The 19,957-nt window shown below is 73.8% G+C and carries 19 protein-coding genes; 7 read left to right on the top strand and 12 right to left on the bottom strand.

The window, feature by feature from the left end; all coding sequences use genetic code 11:
- Positions 1-6: 6 nt before the first annotated feature.
- From ACA514_RS25640 to rimP, 7 genes are all read right to left on the bottom strand, one after another.
- Positions 7-1,290: a bifunctional oligoribonuclease/PAP phosphatase NrnA gene (locus ACA514_RS25640; protein ID WP_375043766.1), complete on the bottom strand. Its 1,284-nt coding sequence runs from the start codon at positions 1,288-1,290 to the stop codon at positions 7-9.
- Positions 1,287-1,820 carry a 30S ribosome-binding factor RbfA gene (gene rbfA, locus ACA514_RS25635; RefSeq protein WP_375043765.1) on the bottom strand — a complete coding sequence of 178 codons (534 nt, stop codon included), beginning with the start codon at positions 1,818-1,820 and terminating at the stop codon, positions 1,287-1,289. Before rbfA ends, ACA514_RS25640 begins: the two co-directional genes overlap by 4 nt.
- A 118-nt stretch (positions 1,821-1,938) precedes the next feature.
- Positions 1,939-2,247 (bottom strand): DUF503 domain-containing protein, encoded by a 309-nt coding sequence (locus ACA514_RS25630; protein WP_375043764.1) that lies wholly within the window; start codon positions 2,245-2,247, stop codon positions 1,939-1,941.
- Between the two features lie 226 nt (positions 2,248-2,473).
- Entirely contained in the window at positions 2,474-5,500 is a 3,027-nt protein-coding gene (gene infB / locus ACA514_RS25625; RefSeq protein WP_375043763.1) for a translation initiation factor IF-2, read from the bottom strand.
- A 108-nt stretch (positions 5,501-5,608) separates the two neighbouring features.
- On the bottom strand, positions 5,609-5,911 hold the full coding sequence (locus ACA514_RS25620) for a YlxR family protein (RefSeq protein WP_375043762.1): 303 nt from the start codon (positions 5,909-5,911) through the stop codon (positions 5,609-5,611).
- 4 nt (positions 5,912-5,915) lie between these two features.
- A complete protein-coding gene (gene nusA, locus ACA514_RS25615; protein WP_375043816.1) occupies positions 5,916-6,983 on the bottom strand; it encodes a transcription termination factor NusA in 1,068 nt (355 codons plus the stop codon).
- A 25-nt stretch (positions 6,984-7,008) separates the two neighbouring features.
- A complete protein-coding gene (gene rimP / locus ACA514_RS25610) occupies positions 7,009-7,656 on the bottom strand; it encodes a ribosome maturation factor RimP (protein WP_375043761.1) in 648 nt (215 codons plus the stop codon).
- A gap of 251 nt (positions 7,657-7,907) precedes the next feature.
- Between rimP and ACA514_RS25605 the strand changes: the two genes are divergently transcribed.
- The 3 genes from ACA514_RS25605 to ACA514_RS25595 all read left to right on the top strand — a co-directional run bounded on the left by ACA514_RS25605 (position 7,908) and on the right by ACA514_RS25595 (position 10,617).
- Positions 7,908-8,885 (top strand): ferritin-like domain-containing protein, encoded by a 978-nt coding sequence (locus ACA514_RS25605; RefSeq protein WP_375043760.1) that lies wholly within the window; start codon positions 7,908-7,910, stop codon positions 8,883-8,885.
- An 86-nt stretch (positions 8,886-8,971) separates the two neighbouring features.
- Positions 8,972-9,469, top strand: coding sequence for a hypothetical protein (locus ACA514_RS25600; RefSeq protein WP_375043759.1), 498 nt, complete (start codon positions 8,972-8,974; stop codon positions 9,467-9,469).
- Between the two features lie 95 nt (positions 9,470-9,564).
- Positions 9,565-10,617 (top strand): TRM11 family SAM-dependent methyltransferase, encoded by a 1,053-nt coding sequence (locus ACA514_RS25595; RefSeq protein ID WP_375043758.1) that lies wholly within the window; start codon positions 9,565-9,567, stop codon positions 10,615-10,617.
- Positions 10,618-10,642: 25 nt separating this feature from the next.
- Here ACA514_RS25595 and ACA514_RS25590 read toward each other — a convergent pair whose 3' ends face one another.
- A complete protein-coding gene (locus ACA514_RS25590; protein ID WP_375043757.1) occupies positions 10,643-11,344 on the bottom strand; it encodes an HAD family hydrolase in 702 nt (233 codons plus the stop codon).
- Positions 11,345-11,455: 111 nt separating this feature from the next.
- On the opposite strand from ACA514_RS25590, the gene ACA514_RS25585 reads away from it, so the two are divergent.
- The 4 genes from ACA514_RS25585 to ACA514_RS25570 all read left to right on the top strand — a co-directional run bounded on the left by ACA514_RS25585 (position 11,456) and on the right by ACA514_RS25570 (position 15,506).
- Positions 11,456-13,003, top strand: coding sequence for a hypothetical protein (locus ACA514_RS25585; RefSeq protein ID WP_375043756.1), 1,548 nt, complete (start codon positions 11,456-11,458; stop codon positions 13,001-13,003).
- An 80-nt stretch (positions 13,004-13,083) separates the two neighbouring features.
- A complete protein-coding gene (locus ACA514_RS25580) occupies positions 13,084-13,353 on the top strand; it encodes a hypothetical protein (RefSeq protein WP_375043755.1) in 270 nt (89 codons plus the stop codon).
- A gap of 153 nt (positions 13,354-13,506) precedes the next feature.
- The gene (locus ACA514_RS25575) at positions 13,507-14,787 is read left to right on the top strand and encodes a YbhN family protein (protein ID WP_375043754.1); all 1,281 of its coding nucleotides are present in this window, start codon (positions 13,507-13,509) and stop codon (positions 14,785-14,787) included.
- A gap of 212 nt (positions 14,788-14,999) precedes the next feature.
- On the top strand, positions 15,000-15,506 hold the full coding sequence (locus tag ACA514_RS25570) for a flavin reductase family protein (protein ID WP_375043753.1): 507 nt from the start codon (positions 15,000-15,002) through the stop codon (positions 15,504-15,506).
- Between the two features lie 21 nt (positions 15,507-15,527).
- Here the strand turns inward: ACA514_RS25570 and ACA514_RS25565 are convergent, their stop codons facing one another.
- The 4 genes from ACA514_RS25565 to ACA514_RS25550 all read right to left on the bottom strand — a co-directional run bounded on the left by ACA514_RS25565 (position 15,528) and on the right by ACA514_RS25550 (position 19,850).
- A complete protein-coding gene (locus ACA514_RS25565; protein ID WP_375043815.1) occupies positions 15,528-16,769 on the bottom strand; it encodes an ROK family protein in 1,242 nt (413 codons plus the stop codon).
- Positions 16,769-17,527, bottom strand: coding sequence for an ATP-binding cassette domain-containing protein (locus tag ACA514_RS25560; protein ID WP_375043752.1), 759 nt, complete (start codon positions 17,525-17,527; stop codon positions 16,769-16,771). Before ACA514_RS25560 ends, ACA514_RS25565 begins: the two co-directional genes overlap by 1 nt.
- A gap of 240 nt (positions 17,528-17,767) precedes the next feature.
- On the bottom strand, positions 17,768-19,051 hold the full coding sequence (locus ACA514_RS25555; RefSeq protein WP_375043751.1) for a sugar ABC transporter permease: 1,284 nt from the start codon (positions 19,049-19,051) through the stop codon (positions 17,768-17,770).
- Positions 19,052-19,064: 13 nt separating this feature from the next.
- Positions 19,065-19,850, bottom strand: coding sequence for an ATP-binding cassette domain-containing protein (locus ACA514_RS25550; protein ID WP_375043750.1), 786 nt, complete (start codon positions 19,848-19,850; stop codon positions 19,065-19,067).
- Between the last annotated feature and the right edge of the window lie 107 nt (positions 19,851-19,957).

The raw sequence follows: 19,957 nt of genomic DNA, 5'->3' as shown, positions 1-19,957 counted from the left end.
CTCTCTCTACTCCTCGGTCCGGCCGTCGGCGGGGCCCGGCTCGCGCAGCGCCGCGCGCAACCGGTCGATGATCCAGGCGGGCTCGCCGCCCATGGTGAACGCGGCGGCGGTGCGGTGCCCGCCCCCGCCCAGCTCCACGCAGGCGCGGCCGACGTCCACCACGCCCTTCGCGCGCGTCGACACGTACCACTCGCCCCGGTCGTTCTCCTTCAGCACGACCGCGACCTCGGCCTCGTCGGTGCGCCGGAGCTGGTCGATGACGCCTTCCAGCTGGTCGTAGGGGACGTCGCGGGCCTCCCGGTCGGCGCGGGCGATCGTCGTCCAGACCAGTCCGAGGCCGCCCGCCGCGTCCCGCTCCAGCCGGGCCCGCGACAGCGCGCCCGCCAGCACCTGCAGGTAACCGAACGGCGCCCGGTCCCACAGCTCCCGGCTCACCGCCTCCGGCCGGACCCCGGCCGACAGCAGCCGCCCGGCCAGGTCGTGGACCTCGGGCGTCGTGCACGGGTACTTGAACGAGCCGGTGTCGCTGGCGAGCCCCGCGTACAGGCCCTGCGCGATGTCGCCGTCCAGCGGCACGCCGAGCCGCCGGATCAGCTCCTCGACCAGCACCGCCGTGGCCGCCGCGTCCGGATCGACCAGCCGGACGCCGCCGAACCCGACGTTCGAGGCGTGGTGGTCCACCACGATCAGCGCCCCGGCCCGGCCGGCCGCGGCCGCGAGCGACCCGAGCCGCGCCTGGCCCGCCGCGTCCAGGGAGATCATCAGGGCCGGGGCGGCCGGCATCCGCGCGGGCTCGACCAGGAACTCCTGGCCGGGCAGGAACCGCAGGATCGCCGGCACCGCGAACGGCTCGCCGAACGAGGCCAGGCACCGCTTGCCCAGCGCGTGCAGGGCCTGCGCGAGCGCCAGCATCGAGCCGAGCGCGTCCCCGTCGGGGGCGATGTGGCAGGCGAGGCACACCTCGTCGGCCGCCTCGATCAGCTCGACCGCGCGGTCCCAGTCCAGCTCGCCGGGCGCCGCGCCCGGCGCGTCACCGCCGGTGCCCGCGCCCGCGTCCGTGCCCGTCCGTGCCGGCGCACGCTCGGACGTCTCCGGCGCGGGGGCGGCCGGCGCGGGAGCGGTCAGTGCGGACGCGTTCGGCGCGGCGGACACCGGCGAGCCGCCGCGGACGCCACCGCCGTGCGGCACGACGTCGTGCCCGCTCGCCCCGTGCCCGCCCATCTCGTGCAGCGAGCACTCCTCGGTCCAGGAGGCGCCCGGCGTCTCCGCGCGCCCGTCCCGCGCGCTCACGATGACGGGCGTCCGGACCGGTCGTCCTCACCGTCCCCCGCCGTGCCGCCGTCCTCGTCCGGGCCGTCCCCGTCAAGGTCCTCGTCCAGGTCCTCGTCCTCGTCGTCGTCGGAGGCCGGCTCGCGGTAGGGGTTCTCGTCCCCCGCCGGGGACGCGCCCTGCGCGGCCCTCGCCACCTCGGCGTCCTTCGCGCGGGCCTTGGCGAGCAGGTCGTCGATGTGCGCCGCGTTCTCCATCAGGGAGTCCATGACGAACGTGATGCTGGGCGTGTGCCGCACCCCGGTCTTCCTGCCGACCTCCGTCCGGATGACGCCCTTGGCGCTCTCCAGGGCCGCCGCCGTCTCGGCGCGCTCGCCGTCCGACCCGTACACCGTGTAGTACACGGTCGCGTCGCGCAGGTCGTTGGTGATGCGGGTGTCCGTCACGGTCACGAAGCCGAGCCGCGGATCCTTGATCCGCCTCTCCAGCATCTCGGCCACGATCTGCTGGATGCGGTCGGCGAGCTTGCGCGCCCGAGCTGCGTCCACCATGATCGCACTCCCTTTCTCTATGGTCGCGGGGTGCCGCGGGGGGCGAACCCCCGCGGGCCCCGGTGGGCCGGCCGGCCGTCCCGCGCTCCGCCGGGGCGTCGCGCCGGACTCCGGCCGGTCACTCCTCGTCGTTGAACAGCCGCTGCCGCGCGGACAGCAGCTCGATCTCCGGCCGCCCGTACACCAGGCGCTCGCACTGGTCGAGCACCTGGGTGCAGTTGGCCGCGGTGCCCGAGACCACGGCGATCCCGATCTCCGCCCTGCGGTGCAGGTCGTGGCCGCCGGTCTCGGCCACGGCCACCCCCGGGAAGTGCTTGCGCACCTCGGCGATGATGGGCCGGACCACCGACCGCTTCTGCTTCAGCGACCGCACGTCCCCCAGCAGCAGGTCGAGCGTCAGCGCACCCACGTACACCTGGTCGATCACCTCGGGATCCACAAGTAGGAACGACGGCGGTGAGCCGCCGTGTTCCCGGACCGCCCGGCGGGCGGGGGCCCGGGAACGACAGACGCCAGGCTAGAAGAACCGCCTGGCGTCGTGTCACATTTTCGCACCGGTCCGTCCCGGCCGGCCGCCGCGCGGACCGGGCCCGGAGGCCTGGTCCGCGCGGACGGTCCGCACCGCGGACGTTCGGGTGCCGCGAGCGCGGGCCTCAGTCGCGAGGCTTCTCCCGCATCTCGAAGCACTCGATGACATCGCCGAGCTTGATGTCGTTGTAGCCGACCCCGATGCCGCACTCGAAGCCCTCGCGGACCTCGGTCGCGTCTTCCTTGAAGCGGCGCAGCGACGACACCGTGAGGTTGTCGGCGACCACGACGCCGTCGCGGACGATCCGGGCCTTGGCGTTGCGCTGGATGATCCCCGAGGTGACCATCGAACCGCCGACGTTGCCGATCCGCGGCACCTTGAAGATCTCGCGGATCTCGGCGGTGCCCAGCTGGACCTCTTCGAACTCCGGCTTGAGCATGCCCTTGAGGGCCGCCTCGATCTCGTCGATCGCCTGGTAGATGACCGAGTAGTAGCGGATGTCGACGCCCTCGCGGTCGGCCAGTTCCTGCGCGTTGCGCTCCGGCCGGACGTTGAAGCCGATGATGACCGCGCCCTCCTCGGACGCCAGCGACAGGTTGACGTCGTCCTGCGTGATCGCGCCGACACCGCGGCGGATGATCCGCAGGCTGACCTCGTCGCCCACGTCGATCTTGAGGAGCGAGTCCTCCAGCGCCTCGACCGAACCGGACACGTCGCCCTTGAGGATGAGCAGCAGTTCCTGCCGCTTGCCCTCCTGGAAGTCCTTGAACAGTTCCTCGAGGGAGCTGCTCTTGCGGCTGCGCAGGAGTTCGGCGTTGCGCTTGCGCGCCACCCGCTTGTCGGCGATCTGCCGGGCGACCCGGTCGTCCTCGACGACCAGGAAGTTGTCCCCGGCGCCGGGCACGGCCGCGAGGCCGAGCACCATCACCGGACGGGACGGGCCCGCCTCCTCGACGCTGTTGCCGTTCTCGTCGAGCATCGCCCGGACGCGGCCGCTGGCCACGCCGCAGACGATCGAGTCGCCGACCCGCAGCGTGCCGCGCTGCACCAGCACGGTCGCCACGGCGCCCCGGCCCTTGTCCAGGTGGGCCTCGATGGCCGAGCCCTGGGCGGGCATGTCGGGGTTGGCCTTCAGCTCCAGCTCGGCGTCGGCGGTGAGGACGATCGCCTCGAGCAGCCCGTCGATGTTGGTGCCCTGCTTGGCGGACACGTCGACGAACTGGGTCTGACCGCCGAACTCCTCGGCGACCAGGCCGTACTCGGTGAGCTGCGCCCGGACCCGGTTGGTGTCCGCGCCCTCGACGTCGATCTTGTTGACCGCGACCACGATCGGCACCCCGGCCGCGGTGGCGTGGTCGATCGCCTCGGTGGTCTGCGGCTTGACGCCGTCGTCCGCGGCGACCACCAGCACCACCAGGTCGGTGGTGTCGGCACCGCGGGCACGCATGGCGGTGAACGCCTCGTGGCCCGGGGTGTCGATGAAGGTGATCTTGCGGTCCTCGCCGTCCACCTGGGTCTCGACCTGGTAGGCGCCGATGTGCTGGGTGATGCCGCCGGCCTCGCCCGCCTGCACGTTGGCGTGCCGGATGGCGTCCAGCAGCTTGGTCTTGCCGTGGTCGACGTGGCCCATGACGGTGACCACCGGCGGACGGGACTCCAGGTGCTCCTCGCCGCCCTCGTCCTCGCCGTACTCGATGTCGAAGGACTCGAGCAGCGCGCGGTCCTCCTCCTCGGGGCTGACGACGTGGACCTCGAAGTCGAGCTCCAGGCCCAGGGCCTGCAGGTCGTCGGGGTCGACCGACTGCGTCGCGGTGAGCATCTTGCCGAGGTGCATCATGATCGCGACGAGCGACGCCGGGTTGGCGCCGATCTTCTCGGCGAAGTCGGTCAGCGACGCGCCCTGCGGAAGGCTGATGGCCCTGCCGTTGCCGCGCGGAGCCGAGACGCCGCCGACGGCGGGCGCCTGCATGTTCTCGAACTCTTGACGACGCGCCCGCTTCGACTTGCGGCCGCGTGCGGGACGTCCGCCCGGACGTCCGAACGCGCCCTGCGTGCCGCCGCGTCCGCGACCGCCGCCGCCGGGACGGGGGCCGAAGCCGCCACCGCCACCGGGACGACCGCCACCGCCGGCGCGGGGCGCGCCGAAGCCGCCGCCGCCACCGGGACGACCGCCGCCACCGGGACCGCGACCGCCGCCGCCGCCACCGGGACGGCCACCGCCGCCGGGACCGCGGCCACCGCCGCCGCCACCGGGACCGCCGCGCCCGGGGGCGCCGGCCGGCCGCGAGGACGGCATGTTCATCGGGCTCGGCCGCGGGCCGCCCGGACGGGGCGGCATGCCGCCGGCCGGACTCGGCCGCGGGCCGCCGGCACCGGGGGCGCCGGGACGCGGACCGCCCGGACGCGGGCCGCCGGGGCGGTCGCCGCCGCGCGGGCGCTCGTCGCGCTCGGGACGGTCACCGCCCGGCCGCGGGCCGGGACGCGGGCCCGGCTTGGGCGCCTGGCCCATGCCGGTGTTGGTCGAGCTGAACGGGTTGTTGCCCGGACGCGGACGGCCACCGCCGCCGCCCTGGCCACCCTGCCGCGGGCCGGGCCGGGGACCCGGCTTCGGCGAGCGGGGGCCCGGACGCGGGCCGGCCGGAGCGCCGGGTGCGCTCGGAGCGCCCTGACCGCCGGCCGGCGGAGCGCTCGGCGCCTGCGCGGCCGGGGCCTGCGGCGGCGTCGCCGGTGCTACCGGCGTGCTCGGCGCGGGCGGGACCGGCGGACGCGGACCCGGCTTCGGGCCGCCGGCGGGACCGCCGGGGGCACCTGGAGCGCCGGGGCCGGGACGCGGCCCGGCCGGGCGCGGGGTCGCGGGCCGCGGGGCCTGCGGGCGCGCGCCCTGGGAATCCGACCCGCCGTTCGGCGGGACGGGACGCGGCGCGGACGGGCGCGGCCCCTGGGGCCGCTTCTGACCGGCGACGCGCTTGCCGTCCCCCTGCTTGGAGGACGAACCGTTGGAGAAGGCTTCTGTGAGCCTGCGAACGACGGGCGCCTCGATGGTCGAGGACGCCGACCGTACGAACTCGCCCATTTCTTGGAGCTTGGCCATGACGACCTTGCTCTCGACACCGAACTCCTTGGCGAGTTCGTAAACCCGGACCTTGGCCACTGCACTCCCTACTCGGTCCGGGGGTGCGGCCACCGGACCGTCGTTAACCTGCCGTACTCATCGCGGCGTGCTCATCGAGCGCTCATAGCAATCTCGACCTGCTTCCGACTAGGCGTCGCTTACCATTCGGCCATCCTGCTGCTGCGCGGCTTTCGCCGCAAGCCGGTCTCGCAGCGCACCAGCGTCGAGCGGCCCCGTCAGGCGGAACGCCCTGGGGAACGCCCGACGTCGCTCTGCGAGATCGAGGCACCTCGGGTCGGGGTGCAGATGCGCACCCCGTCCGGGGAGCCGCCCGCGGGGATCGGGGACGATCTCGCCCTCGACCACCACCAGGCGCAACAGGTCGGACTTGGCCGTGCAAACCCGGCAGCCCACGCACGTGCGTCGTGGAACCGCCCGGCCACGTTCCATGAGTCTACCGCGCCGAGGCGTCGGCGGGACCTGTCGCATGCTCTCCCGATGCGGAAGATCCGGAATCGCCGCCCTCGGGCGCCTTCGAGGAGGTCTCGCCCTGCGCCCGTTCGGACGCCGGCTCGGTGTCGGACCGGATGTCGATCCGCCAGCCGGTGAGCCGGGCCGCGAGCCGGGCGTTCTGCCCTTCCTTGCCGATCGCCAGGGAGAGCTGGTAATCGGGAACGATCACCCGGGCCACGCGGCCGTCGAGGTCGACCACCTCGACCGCTGAAACGCGGGCCGGGGACAGCGCATTCCCGACGAACTCGGCCGGCTCGTCCGACCAGTCGACGATGTCGATCTTCTCGCCGTGCAGCTCGGCCATCACGTTGCGGACCCGGCTGCCGAGCGGGCCGATGCAGGCGCCCTTGGCGTTGACGCCCGGCTTGCGCGACCGGACCGCGATCTTGGTGCGGTGGCCGGCCTCGCGGGCGATCGCGGCGATCTCCACGGTGCCGTCGGCGATCTCCGGGACCTCCAGCGCGAACAGCTTGCGCACGAGGTTCGGGTGGGTGCGCGACAGCTGCACCGACGGGCCCCGGTGGCCCTTGCGGACCTGCACGACGTAGGCGCGCAGCCGCTCGCCGTGGTCGTAGCGCTCGCCGGGCACCTGCTCCTGCGGCGGCAGCACGGCCTCCAGCCGGCCGAGGTCGACCAGCACGTTCCGCGGGTCCTTGCCCTGCTGGATGATGCCGCTGACGATGTCGCCCTCGCGCCCGGCGTACTCGCCGAACGTCAGCTCGTCCTCGGCGTCGCGCAGCCGCTGCAGGATGACCTGCTTGGCGGTCGTCGCCGCGATCCGGCCGAAACCGGTCGGGGTGTCGTCGTACTCGCGGAGGGCCTCGCCCTCCTCGTCGGTCTCGGTCGCCCACACGGTCACGTGCCCGCTCTTGCGGTCCAGCTCGACGCGGGCCCGCGGCGCCGCGCCCTCCGTGCGGTGGTAGGCGATCAGCAGGGCGTCTTCGATGGCCTTGACGGCCACGTCGAGCGAGATGTCCTTCTCGCTCTCCAGGCCGCGCAGGGCGGTCATGTCGATGTCCACGAGGTTCCCCCCTCTAGTCCGGCTCAGCCGGAGAACGCTTTTCCTCGGCCTCGCCGGCCGGAGCGGGCGGCTTGAACTCCACCTGGACGCGGCCGCGCCCCAGCTCGCCGAGGCCGAACCGGCGACGCTGCGTCCCGGTGTCCCTCGGTCCGGCGGACTTGCCGCCGCCCTTGCCGGGCCCCTTGGCCCGGCCCGCGGCGACGTCGATCTCGACGGCCTCGTCGTCGGCCGCCACCACGCGGCCCTCGACCTGGCCGCCCTCGGCCAGCGGGACGGCGACCAGCCTGCCGACGGCGCGGCGCCAGTGCCGCGGCTCGGTGAGGGGACGGTCGACGCCGGGCGAGGTCACCTCCAGCACGTACGGCGAAACGCCCATCACCTCGGAGGCGTCCAGCAGCGCGGAGGCCTGCTCGCTCAGCCGGGCGATGTCGTCCAGCGCCACCCCGTCGTCGCCGTCCACGACGATCTTGACGAGCCGGCGGCGCCCGGCGGGCCGCACGTCGACCTCCTCCAGGTCGAAGCCCGCCGCGCCGACCGCGGGCGCGAGCAGCGCGGTCAGCTCGGCGATGGCGGCGTCGCGGGCCGGCCGCGCCGGCGCGTCGCCGCGTCCGGCCCGGGCGCGGCCCCCCTGAGCGCGGCCACCGCGGGACTCGACGCTCATGGGACCCTCCTCCTGTTGTGCCTTCCCCGCCCGCCGGTGAGGGCGGCGGGGACTGTCGCTGAAGTCACCGCTTGTCCGCTGACTCCTCAAGACTATCGAGAGCCGGACACCCCAGCGGCCTTTCGAACAGCTCACCGGCGCGCCGGATATGGAATGCTTGAGCTGGCCTGATGGACGCGTCCGGCGACCGGGACGGAGCCGGCGGCGCGGCGCGGGCCGCCACCACCACACCACCGGGTGAGGAGACTCCCTTGCCAGAGGCCGTGCCGCGCCTGCCGGGAACCGTGTCGCGCCGGGGGCTGCTGCTGGGCGGCGGAGCCGTGCTGGCGCTGCCCTGGCTGGCCGGCTGCGCGGCGGAGGCGGCCGGCCCGAACCCGGAGGTCTCCACCCTCGTCGGCGCGATCACCTCCGAGCAGGACCTCATCGCCACCTACGAGGCGGCGAAGGCCGCGGACGCGTCGCTGGCCCGCCGCATCGATCCCGTCCTGGCGCACCACCGGCGGCATCTCACCGTGCTGAAGCGGCACTACGTGCCCGGGTCGGGGAACAGGGCGCACGAGGGCGGCACCGTCCCGCCTCCGCACGCGGCCGAGCTGCCCGACGGCGCGGGGCAGATCATGTCCGCGCTGCGCCTGGTGGAGGACCGGGCCGCCGCCGCCCGCCGGGCCGACGCCGCGAAGGCCTCGCCCGGGCTGGCGCAGCTGCTGGCGAGCATCGGGGCCTGCGAGGCGGGCCACGCCGGGACGGTGCACGCCCATCCGCCCGCCGATCCGGCCAAGTCCGCCGCCCAGGCCGTGCAGAAGGCCCTCGCCGCCGAGCACGTCGCCGTCTACGGCTACGGGGTCCTCGGCGGCAGGCTGCGGGGCACCCTGCAGCAGACCGCGCAGACGTACTGGGAGGCCCATCGCGCGCAGCGCGACAAGCTGATCTCGATCCTGTCGGTTGAGCCGGTCGCCGCCGCCGCCGGGTACCGGCTGCCGGTGAAGGTCACCAGCGCGCGCAGCGCCGCGCGGCTCGCCGCCGCGCTGGAGGACGGCGTCGTCCCCGCCTACGTCGCCCTCGCCGGTGCCCCCGCCACCGACCTGCGCGTCTTCGCCGCCGACAGCGCCGAGCGGGCCATGGCGCGGTCGGCGAGATGGCGGGCGAACGCGGGCGAGGGCGCCCCGCCGGACGCCTTTCCCGGCCTGCCCGCGACGGCCCTGTCGCCTCGCCCGGAACCGGGTGAGTGATCTCCCGCACGCCGGGAACGAATGCGCTCCATGTACGCGTTGTCGCTATTGCACTGGATCACTCGGGGGAGGAGCCCAGACCTGCCATGACCAGCACCCCGCAACGGCACGAGGCCGACGGGACCGGCACCCGCGCGCCCAGTGCCCTGGACGAGTTGCGCGCCGCCTACCGGGAGCAGCTGAACCAGCTCGCGGCGGAACGCGATGAGGCCCGCCGCCAGGCCCGCCGGGCCAAGGCGCAGGCCGCGGTCGCCCGCGCCGACCTGGCCAGCCTGAAGAGCCGCGTGCAGGAGCTGCTGTCCGCGGCCGCGCAGCACCTTCCGGATCTTCCCGCGGTGGAGCCGGCGGCCCGGCCCGCGGAGGTCGAGGCGGTGCCCGCCGCGTCCCGCGCGCTTCCGGCACCCCTAGCGGAGCCGGCCAGGATCGAGCCCGCCGCCGCGCAGGCGGCGCACGCGAAGCCGGCCGCGGCGGCGGAGACGGTGGGAGCCGAAGGCCCGGCCGAGCGGCCGGGCGGCGAGATCGTCCGGCACCAGACCAGGCGCAGGTCCCGCAAGGACAGGCGAAGGCGCGTCCGGACGGGTTGACCGGGGAGGAACGGCCCGCACATGGGCCGTGCGGAGGCCGCCGGGGAGGATTTCCCGGCGGCCTCTCCTCGCCCCTGAACTGCTAATGTCCTGCGGTGACCTCGTACGGCCTTCTCGTCTCCCCCTCGCACAACCGGGTCTACGCGCAGGCCGCGGCGGCCCTGGTGAAGGCCGAGCTCGCGGTGTTCGGCGAGCGGGCGCTCGGCGGGCGCGTGCGCGACATCGAGGAGACGTCCATCGGCGGCGTCCCCTACGTGACCTTCTCGGCGGACGAACTGGCGGAGACCGACGTCCGGCTGCTGTCGAACCTGTCGTCGCTGTACGCGCTGTTCGAGATCGAGGGCGAGCTGCTCCGGCCGGTCGGGCTGAAGCCCCTGGACCTGTTCGGCAGCGACCTGCTGACCATCCAGAAGTATTCCGGGAAGACCAACGAGTACTTCACCAAGCTGCTGTTGAACGTCACCGCGATGGCGACCGACTCCCCCATGGACCTGGTCACCGGCAGGCCGCGCCTGCTCGACCCGATGTGCGGGCGGGGCACGACGCTGAACCAGGCCATGATGTACGGCCTGGACGCGGCGGGCATCGACATCGACGGCAAGGACTTCGACGCCTACGCGGCGTTCATCAAGACCTGGCTGAAGAACAACCGGGTGAAGCACCAGGCGGAGATCACCGGCATCCGGCGGGAGAAGGCCGTGCTGGGGCGGCGGCTGCACGTCACGCTCGGCGCGTCCAAGGAGCTGTACAAGAGCGGCGAGACGATGGAGATCACCGTCGTGAACGCCGACTCGGTCGGCGCGGAGAAGTTCTTCCGGCCCCGCTCGTTCGACCTGATCGTGACGGACGCGCCGTACGGCGTCCAGCACGGCAGCCGGGCCAAGGGCGCGCAGCCGGGCCGCAGGCAGCAACTGTCGCGCAGCCCGGTGGAGCTGCTGGACGCCGCGGTGCCGGGGTGGGCGCGGCTGCTGCGGCCCGGCGGCGCCATCGGGATCTCGTGGAACACCTTCGTGGGGCGCCGCGAGGACCTGGCGGAGATCCTGGCCTCCAGCGGGCTGGAGGTGCAGGACTCCGAGGCCTATCTCGGCTTCCGGCACCGCGTCGACCAGGCGATCTCCCGCGACCTGATCGTCGCCCGCAAGCCCTGACCCTCAAGGACGCGCCTGGCGCGTCCTAGGACGCGTGCCAGGTCTCCACGTGCGGCAGCAGCTCGCCGATGTCGCGGATCAGCGCGTCCGGCGGCGTGAGGCCGGGGCGCGTGAACGCGTGCGTCGTCTGATGCCAGATCTGGACGGCGCGCAAGCCGACGGTCTTGGCGCCGTGGATGTCGTCGTAGGGGCGGTCGCCGACGAAGACGCAGGAGGCGGGGTCGGTGGCGCCGACTGCGTCCATGGCGGCGTGGAACGCCTCGGCGTGCGGCTTGGTCCAGGGGATCTCGCTGGAGTAGACGGCGCCGTCGAGCAGGTCGAGGACGCGGTCGCGGGCGAAGATCCGCTCGTGCACCTCGCGGCTCCACATCGTGTTGGACAGCACGCCGACCTTGATGCCGCGCTCGCGCAGGGCCTCCAGCAGGCCGGGGACGGCGGGGTCGGTCCAGGTGTGCGGGGTCCACGTCTCGAAGTGGGTGTCGAGCAGGGCGTCGGTCGGTTCCACGCCGGCCAGGGCGAACAGGTCGGCGAGGGTGGCGCTGCGGTGCTCCTCGGCGCCGCGCCGCCACAGCTCGAGCTCCGCCTCGACGAGGGCGGCCGCGACCGTCTCGACGCTGTCGGGGGGCAGGTGCGCGGAGCAGATCGCGCGCCACATGTCGGGCAGCTCGACGTCGTGCCAGGGGGTGAGCGTGCCGCCCCAATCGAAGATCACCGCTTGTATCGCCATGCCGGGAATCGTAACCATCCGGGCACCGTGCACGATGATCCGTTCACGCGGTGGAATCAGTCCCGGAGGGCGCGACCGGGGCCGCCCTCGTCCCCGGTTTAGGAGCCCCCCATGCGCAGACCGCTCGCCGCCTCCGCCCTGTCGGCCGTCCTGCTCGGCGCCGCCGCCGTCCCCGCGGCCGCCGGCGCCATCCCGGACGGCCCGGGGAAGGGCCTGGTCCCCCGGTACATCGGCGGTCCCGCGACACCGAAGCCTCTGGCGGGCGAACCCGTTCCGGCCAACCCGCACCAGGGGCCGGTCGGCACGTCATCGATGCACGCCGACAGCTACGCGTCCGACGCCTACCCGTTCATGGGGCCGCTGGGCCGCGACCCGCAGGTGCTCAACGACGCCAAGGGAGGCGGGCTGCCCGGGCTCTGCTCGACGGTCACCTTCGCGAAGCGGACGGACCTGATCGTCGCGCAGTGCACGCAGGGGCAGAACTTCATGCTGCGGCTGATCGACCCGGTGACGCTGAAGGACCTCGCCGCCTACCAGCTGCCGCCCAGGCCGTCCACGGTGCAGGCGGTGTTCTCCGGCAGCCTCGACAAGGTCTTCACCGACACCTCCGGCGGCGCCTACTACTACCTGGACCCGCAGGACCGTGCGGTGCTGGCCGACTCGCAGTTCCAGCTGCGCCGCTTCGCGCACGAGAAGGGCCCGGACGGCGCGTGGCGGTTCACAGTCACCGACGACTGGGACCTGTCGCGCTACCTCCCGCACGACTGCGCCACCTGGACGAACCCGTGGCCGAAGGGCGAGTGCGACCCGATCACCGCGGTCGGCCCGGACTGGACGGGGCTGATCTGGTGGATCACGCGCGGCGGGCGGATCGGCACGGTGAACCCGGCGTCGGGCGCGGTGAAGATGGCGCGGCTGCCGGACGAGCAGATCCAGAACTCGTTCGCCGCCGCCGCGGACGGCGTGTCGATCGTGTCGGACCACGCGCTCTACCAGATGGAGGCGGGGCCGGACGGCACGCCGCGGACGCTGTGGCGCCGGACCTATGACCGGGGCACCGGACGCAAGCCGGGGCAGATCGACCAGGGTTCCGGGACGACCCCGACGTTCCTCGGCAAGAAGTACGTGGCGATCACCGACAACGCCGACGACCGGATGCACGTGATCGTGCGGCGGCGCGACGACGGCGGGCTGGTCTGCCAGGTCCCCGTCTTCAACAGCGGCGCGAGCGCGACCGACAACTCGCTGATCGGGTACGGCGGCAGCCTGTTCGTGGAGAACAACTACGGCTACCGCAACTTCTTCGAGCTGCCGCCCGGCGGGTCGTCCACGGGCGGGGTGAGCCGGGTGGACGTGAACGCGGACGGCAAGGGCTGCCGCACGGTCTGGACGAGCCCGGAGCGGTCGCCGTCCACGGTCGCGAAGGTGTCCGTCCCCGCCGGGCTGCTCTACCTGTACACGAAGGAGCCGCGCAAGGACCTCATCGACGCCTGGTACCTCACGGCGGTGGACGCGCACACGGGCAAGACCGTCTACAAGGTGCTGACGGGCACGGGCAAGTGGTTCGACAACAACTGGGCTCCGGTCACCGTCGGCCCGAACGGGACGGTCTATGTCGGCGTCGTCGGCGGGCTCGTGGCCGTCCGCGACCGCGGTTAGCGCCGCCGGGTCCGTGAGTAGGCGCGGCCGTAGCGGGGATACCGGTCGGATCGGACAAACCGACACGGATGGGGGGAGCAATGAGGGCACGCAAGCCCGGTGAGACGCGCGACTTCCGCGAGGACGTCGACGACATGGGCGACAACGATCAGGACATCCAGATCGGCCTGACCGAGGAGTACGTGACCGACCCGCCCGACGACCTGCGGATCGAGGACCCGCAGCCGAGTCCGGACGGGGTGAGCATCACCGACTACGAGGCGGAGGCGGACCGGGGCGACGGCGAGGAGCGGCCGCGGCCCGACACCGCCGCCGAGTCCGACGCCGTCAACCCGACGCGCCGTCCCTGACCCACCCCTGGACCGACCGACGAGCCCGCCGAACGGGGCCTGCGGGGCTCCCGTGGCAAAGATCACTTTGTGGTTCCGTTACCTGCTTACGGGGAATGTCATACCTGAGCCGTAGGTTGCGCAAGGCGGGCGAACTTGCGAGGTGACCGGGACATGCAGGAGACAGTCGCGGCACCGGCACATCCCCCGGCCGACGTCGCACCACCCCGTCCGGTCCCGGACGGGCCACGACGAGACGAGCCGATCCCGGACGAGGCGTCCGCCGACCATCTCCTCCCCGCAGGAGAGGGCGGTGCGCACGCCGCGACGGAGGCGGCGCCCCAGCCCTGGTGGCGGCGCAGAGCGGGCCTGCTCGTGCAGGTGACCGTGCTGCTCGTGGCGGTCGCCGCGCTGCCGCTCTACCGCGACTCGCTTCCCGACGTCGGCGCGATCTGGGGATCGATCCGGCACGCCGATCCCGGCTGGATGACGATGGTGGTGCTCGCGGTGGCGGGCTCCATGGCCGCGTTCGCCCGGCTCCAGCGGCGGCTGCTGCGCATTGGCGGGCTGCGGATGCCGCTGCGGCGCGCGTTCGCGATCACCTACGCGGGCAACGCGCTGTCCACCACGCTCCCGGCGGGACCGGCCGTGAGCGTCGTCTACACCTTCCGCCAGTTCCGCCGCGGCGGGGCGTCGGCGAAGCTCGCCACGGCCGTGATCCTGGCGGGCGGCGTCATCACCACGACCGTGTACTCGGCGATCGGGCTGGTGGCACTGCTGGCCGACCGGAACGCGCGGGGCCCGGCGCTGACCGCGCTCGCGGTGCCGGCCGTCCTGCTCCTGCTGCTCGTGCCGCTGCTGCGGTGGCCGCGCCCGCGCGCGCTGCTGGCGGCGCCGCCGCGCCGGGCGTACCGCGCCGCGCTGGCGCATCCGCGGCTCGGCCCGTACGCCGAGCGGCTCGCGGGCGTCCGCGACGTGCTGCGCCCGAACCGGCGCGACTGGGCCGCGCTGATCACGCTGGCCACGCTGAACTGGGTGCTGGACATCCTGGCGCTGCTGGCCTCGGCCCGCGCGGTCGGCATCGACGTCGACCCGCACGCGGCCGCGCTCGCCTACTTCGCCGCGCAGGCGGCGGGCAGCGTGCTGCCGCTGCTGCCCGGCGGCCTCGGCGCGGTGGAGGGCAGCATGGCCGCCTCGCTGGTCGCGTTCGGGGCGGCGCTGTCCCCGGCCGCCGCGGCGGTGGGCCTGTACCGGCTGGTCTCCTACTGGGCCGTCGTCGCCGCCGGGTGGATCGCCTGGCTCGGCCTGCACGAGGGGCCGCGGCTGCCCGCGCCGGCGAAGGCCCGGCTGGCGGGCGCGGGACGGCTCGTCGTGGACGGCCTGACCTCCACCGCGACCCTCAGCCCGTACAGCGCGGTGCCCCTGGTCGTCCCGGCCGAGGCGCGCCGCCCATAGCCGCGCTCCCAGCCCCGCGGAGCCCCGGGCCGCCGGACGGTCCGGGGCTCGGTCGTGCGCCCGAGGCCGGCCCGGGACCTTCGGCGGAGATCGTCCGCTCGGGGAATCAGCGTCCGCGGGCGGGGGCTTTAGTGGTCATGACGGCCGGCCCCCCACCACACCCCCGGGCCGGCCTGCGAGCAAGCACTGGCCCAACAGAAGGGACCGAGTCCATGGCGCACGGAGCCACGGTGCCGGCGACCGACCTCGACGGCGCACGGTTCCGGCAGGTGATGGGCCGCTTCGCGACCGGCGTGGTCGCCATCACGGCCGTCGACCCCGGCACGGGACGCCCCACCGGCCTCGCCGCCAACTCCTTCACCTCCGTCTCCCTGGACCCGCCGCTCGTGGGCTTCTGCGTCGCCCACACCAGCACCACCTGGCCCGGTCTGCGCGGCGCCGCCCGGCTCTGTGTCAACATCCTCGGCGGCCACCAGCTGGAGGTCTGCGAGCGGCTGGCCGCCAAGGGCGGCGACAAGTTCGACGGCATCGAGTGGACCGGCACCCCGGACGGCGCCCCGCTCATCGACGGCGCCCTCGCCTGGCTCGAGTGCTCCGTCGAGCAGGAGCACGTCGCCGGCGACCACGTCATCGTCGTCGCCCGCGTCCACGCCCTCGACGAGCACCACGACGGCGCCCCGCTCCTCTTCTACAGAGGTGCCTACGGCCGCATCGCCTGACCCGCGAGTTGAGACGCTCTTCTAGCGGCCTGACGCCGAAGGGGACGCGATCTCGTCGCTCCGGAGGCGGGCGAGGACCTGGACGGGGTCGGACAGGACCTCGGCGAACGCGAACTCGGCGGCGCCGACGAGGGTGGTGTCGTCGCCGAGCGCGGCGGTGCGGAGCCGGACCTTCTCGCGCGGCGCGTCCAGCGCGCCGGTCGCGAGGACGCTGCGGATCTGCGCGGCGGCGCCGAGGTAGATGTCGCGCAGCGTCCCGCCGAAGATGACCAGGCCGGGGTTGAACACGTTGACGAGGTTGGCGACGCCGAGGCCGAGCCACGTGCCGACGCGGTGCAGCGCCTCGCGCGCGACGATGTCGCCGCGGTCGGCGGCGTCCACGACGTCGCGGACGGCGTCGCGGCCCGCCTTGTTCACCGGCTCCTCGCGGCCCGCGTGGGCGAGCAGCGTCCGCTCCCCCACCTCGGCCTCCAGGCAGCCCTTGGAGCCGCACGCGCACTGCCGGCCGCCCGGATTGACGATCATGTGGCCGATCTCGCCGCCGAAGCCCTCGTCGCCGCCGAGCAGCCGGCCGTGCGCGATGATGCCGCCGCCGACGCCGACGTCGCCGTGCAGGTAGATGAGGTTGTCGCAGTTCACCCCGGCGCCGCGCTCGTGCTCGGCGAGCGCGCCGAGGTTGGCGTCGTTGCACACCGACACCGGGATGCCGAGACCGAGCCGGCGCGACAGCGCGTCACCGAGCCGCAGGTCGCCGACGTCGAGGTTCGGGCCGAACATGATGGTGTCGTCGGAGCGGCGGACGGTGCCGGGGAAGCCGAGGGCCGCGCCGACGCAGACGGCGTCGCGCTCGGCCTTGCGCACCAGCGAGCGGGCGCCCGCGACGAGCATGCCCAGCAGGTCGGCGGGGTCGGAGTCGCGGGCCCGGGTGCCCTCGCGGCGGTCCAGGATGACGCCGCCGAGGCCGACGCGGGCGACGACGAGCCGGTCGACGCCGACCTCGAACGCCAGCACGTACACCCGGGTGGACTCGGGCCGCACCACCAGCGACGGCCGGCCGGCGCGCCGGCCGGGTCCGCGCGGCAGCTCCTCGCGGACGAGCCCGGCGGCGGTGAGGTCGGAGGTCAGCGCCATGATGGTGCTGCGGTTCAGCCCGAGGGACTCGGCGAGCGTCGCGCGGGACGCGGGGCCGCGCAGGTGCACGAAGCGCAGCAGGGTGCCGAGGTTGTGGCGCCGGATGTCCTCCTGTGACGGGCCCGCCCTCATCATCGCCGCAGCCCCAGGTCGCCGCTGACGCCGGAGGTGATCAGCTCGACGACCTGCCGGTGGGTCACGTCGGCGGTGCGGACCTGCGCGACCATCCGGCCGAGGTACAGCGCGGCGATCCGGTCGGAGACCGCGAACACGTCGTTCATGTTGTGCGAGATCAGCACGACGGCCAGGCCCTTGTCGGCGAGCCGCCGGACGATCTCCAACACCTGCTGGGTCTGCGCGACGCCGAGCGCGGCGGCGGGCTCGTCCAGCACGACGAGCTTGCTGTCCCACAGCACGGCGCGGGCGATCGCGACGGTCTGCCGCTGCCCGCCCGACAGCGTGGAGATCTTCTGCCGCACCGAGCCCATGGTGCGCACGGACAGGCCGGACAGGGTGGTGCGGGCCAGCTCCTCCATCGCGGGCTCGTCCAGCGCGATGCCGCGGCGGCGCTCCCGGCCGAGGAACAGGTTCTGGACGATGTCGAGGTTCTCGCAGAGCGCGAGGTCCTGGTGGACGACCTCGATGCCGAGGGCGGCGGCGTCGCGCGGGCTGCCGAGCCGCACCGGGCGGCCCTCGAAGCGGTACTCCCCCGCGTCCGGCGGGTGGATGCCGCCGATGCACTTGACCAGCGTCGTCTTGCCGGCGCCGTTGTCGCCGACGAGCGCGGTGACCTCGCCGGGGTACGCCGAGAACGCGATGTCCTGCAAGACCTTGACGGAGCCGAAGCTCTTGTCGATGCCGCGCAGATCGAGAACGGGCGTCACTGCCATGCCGAGGGGCTCCCACCGTGCCGCGTCGCCGCGCGCCGATCGGTCGTGGGCCGTGAGCGTATCAGCAGCGTCGGCGGCCCGGGAAACGCGTGCGGCGCCGTCGAGACGGGGCTCCGCGGGGCCCGGGGGCCGGGCGGGACCGTACGGCAGGGCCCGGGAGCCGGTGGCGCGTGCCATCGGCTCCCGGGCGTCCCGGCCGTTCACGGGGTCCCGGCCTTCAGCGGCTCGGCCGGCACGGGGTCACCGGCCGGTGTTGCTGCGCCGGCGCCGGGCCAGCGCGTCGATGCTCGCGGCGAAGAGCAGGACCACGCCGGTGATCAGGAAGCTCAGGTACGCCTTGGTGCCGAGCAGGCCGAGGCCGTTCTCGATGAGGGCGATGACCAGGCCGCCGAGGACCGCGTCGCGGGCCTTGCCGCGCCCGCCGAACAGGCTCGTCCCGCCGATGACCGCGGCGCCGACCGCGTACAGCAGGGTGTTGCCGCCGCCGGCGTCGGGGGTGACCGAGTTCAGCCGGGAGGCGGCGACGATGCCGCTGACCGCCGCGAAGCCGGAACCGATCATGAACACCGAGATCCGGATCCGGGTGACGTTGATGCCCGCGCGGCGGGCCGCCTCGGAGTTGCCGCCGACCGCGTAGATGTGCCGACCGTACGGGGTGCGGGCCAGCACGAACGTGCAGATGATGAGCAGCACGCCGACCAGCGGGACGCCCCACGGCACGCCGCCGAGGAAGATCAGCGGGCTGGCGGCACGGTCCTGGCTGAGCAGGTAGGTGCCGAGCAGCAGCGCCGCCGCGACCACGACCGACTGCGCGATCACGAGCTGGACCGGCCGGGAGTGCAGGTTGCGGGTCTGCTGGCGGCGCCAGCGCAGCAGCTGCGTCGCGGCGTAGCCGGCCGCGCAGACCGCGGCGAGCGTCCAGCCGAGCCAGATCGGCATGTTCTTGTTGGCCAGCGCCACGATGAAGTCGTCGCGGACCGGCACCGTGCCGCCGTCGCCGATCAGCCACAGCGTGATGCCCTGGATGCCGAGGAAGAACGCCAGGGACACCACGAACGACGGGATGCGCACGGCCGCGACCAGCCAGCCGATCGCCGTGCCGATGACGACGCCGACCGCGAGCGCGGAGATCACCGCGACGTACCAGGGCTGGCCGCTGTCGACGATCAGCTTGGCCATCACCGCGGCGCAGACGCCGCTCGCCACGCCGGCGGAGAGGTCGATCTCGCCGAGCAGCAGCACGAAGACCAGGCCCATCGCGAGGATCACGATCGGCAGCGCCTGGGTGCACAGGTTCGCGATGTTGCCGTTGCTGAGGAACGTGTCGGGCCGCAGCGCCGTGAACAGCACGATCAGCGCGGCGAGGCCGAGGATCGCGGGCAGCGCGCCCAGCTCGCCGGCCCGGATGCGGCCCCAGTAGTCCAGCAGCGCCGAGCGCACGTCGTGCTCGCGGCTGTCGGCGGCGAAGTCCGAGTCCGCCAGCTTCACGGCGGTCTCCTTGCCTCCGGGGAGTTCGGTGGACACCTCGGTCCCCCTTTCAGATGCTCTCGGCGGCGGTCTGCGGCGCGAGGCCGAGATCACCGGAGCGGCCGGCGGTGATGAGTTCCACGACCTGGCCGTGGGTGACCTCGGAGCGGGCCACGTCCGCGGCGACCCGGCCGAGGTAGAGCGCGGTGATGCGGTCGGCCACCTCGAACACGTCGTTCATGTTGTGCGAGATGAGCACGACGGCGTGCCCGGTGTCGGCGAGCCGCCGGACGAGGTCGAGGACCTGCCGGGTCTGCGCGACGCCGAGCGCGGCGGTCGGCTCGTCCAGGATGACGACCTTGGACTCCCAGAGCGCGGCCTTGGCGATCGCGACGGTCTGCCGCTGCCCGCCGGACAGGCTCGCGACCTGCTGGCGCACCGACTTGACGGTGCGGACCGACAGCCGGGCGAGGGTCTGCCGGGCCGCCTCCTCCATGGACGCCTCGTCGAGCACGATGCCCTTGCGGCGCTCGCGGCCGAGGAACATGTTCTGCACGATGTCGAGGTTGTCGGCGAGCGCGAGGTCCTGGTAGACGACCTCGATGCCGAGGTCGGCCGCGGCCTTGGGCCCGTCGACGGTGACCTGCCTGCCGTCGAACTCGATCGTCCCCGAGTCGGTCGGGTAGATGCCGGCGATGCACTTGATGAGGGTCGACTTGCCCGCGCCGTTGTCGCCGACGAGGGCCATGACCTCCCCCAGCCGCACGGTGAAGTCCACGTCGTGCAGCACATGGACGGCGCCGAAGCTCTTGTTGAGCCCGGTCAGGCGGAGGACGGGGTCTCCGTTTTCTGCCACGTGATTCCTTCCAGGTCTGGCGTGGGCCCGTGGCGGGCCCCCGGACGTCCCGGGGTTCCGGGCTCCCGGGACGTCCTCAGCGGATGGGGCCCGCCACGAGGGTCAGT

Source organism: Actinomadura sp. NTSP31 (assembly GCF_041951385.1).
Classification (GTDB): Bacteria; Actinomycetota; Actinomycetes; order Streptosporangiales; family Streptosporangiaceae; genus Spirillospora; species Spirillospora napierensis.
The sequence above is the reverse complement of the archived record's forward strand: the minus strand, read 5'-3'. Positions and strand labels throughout refer to the sequence as shown.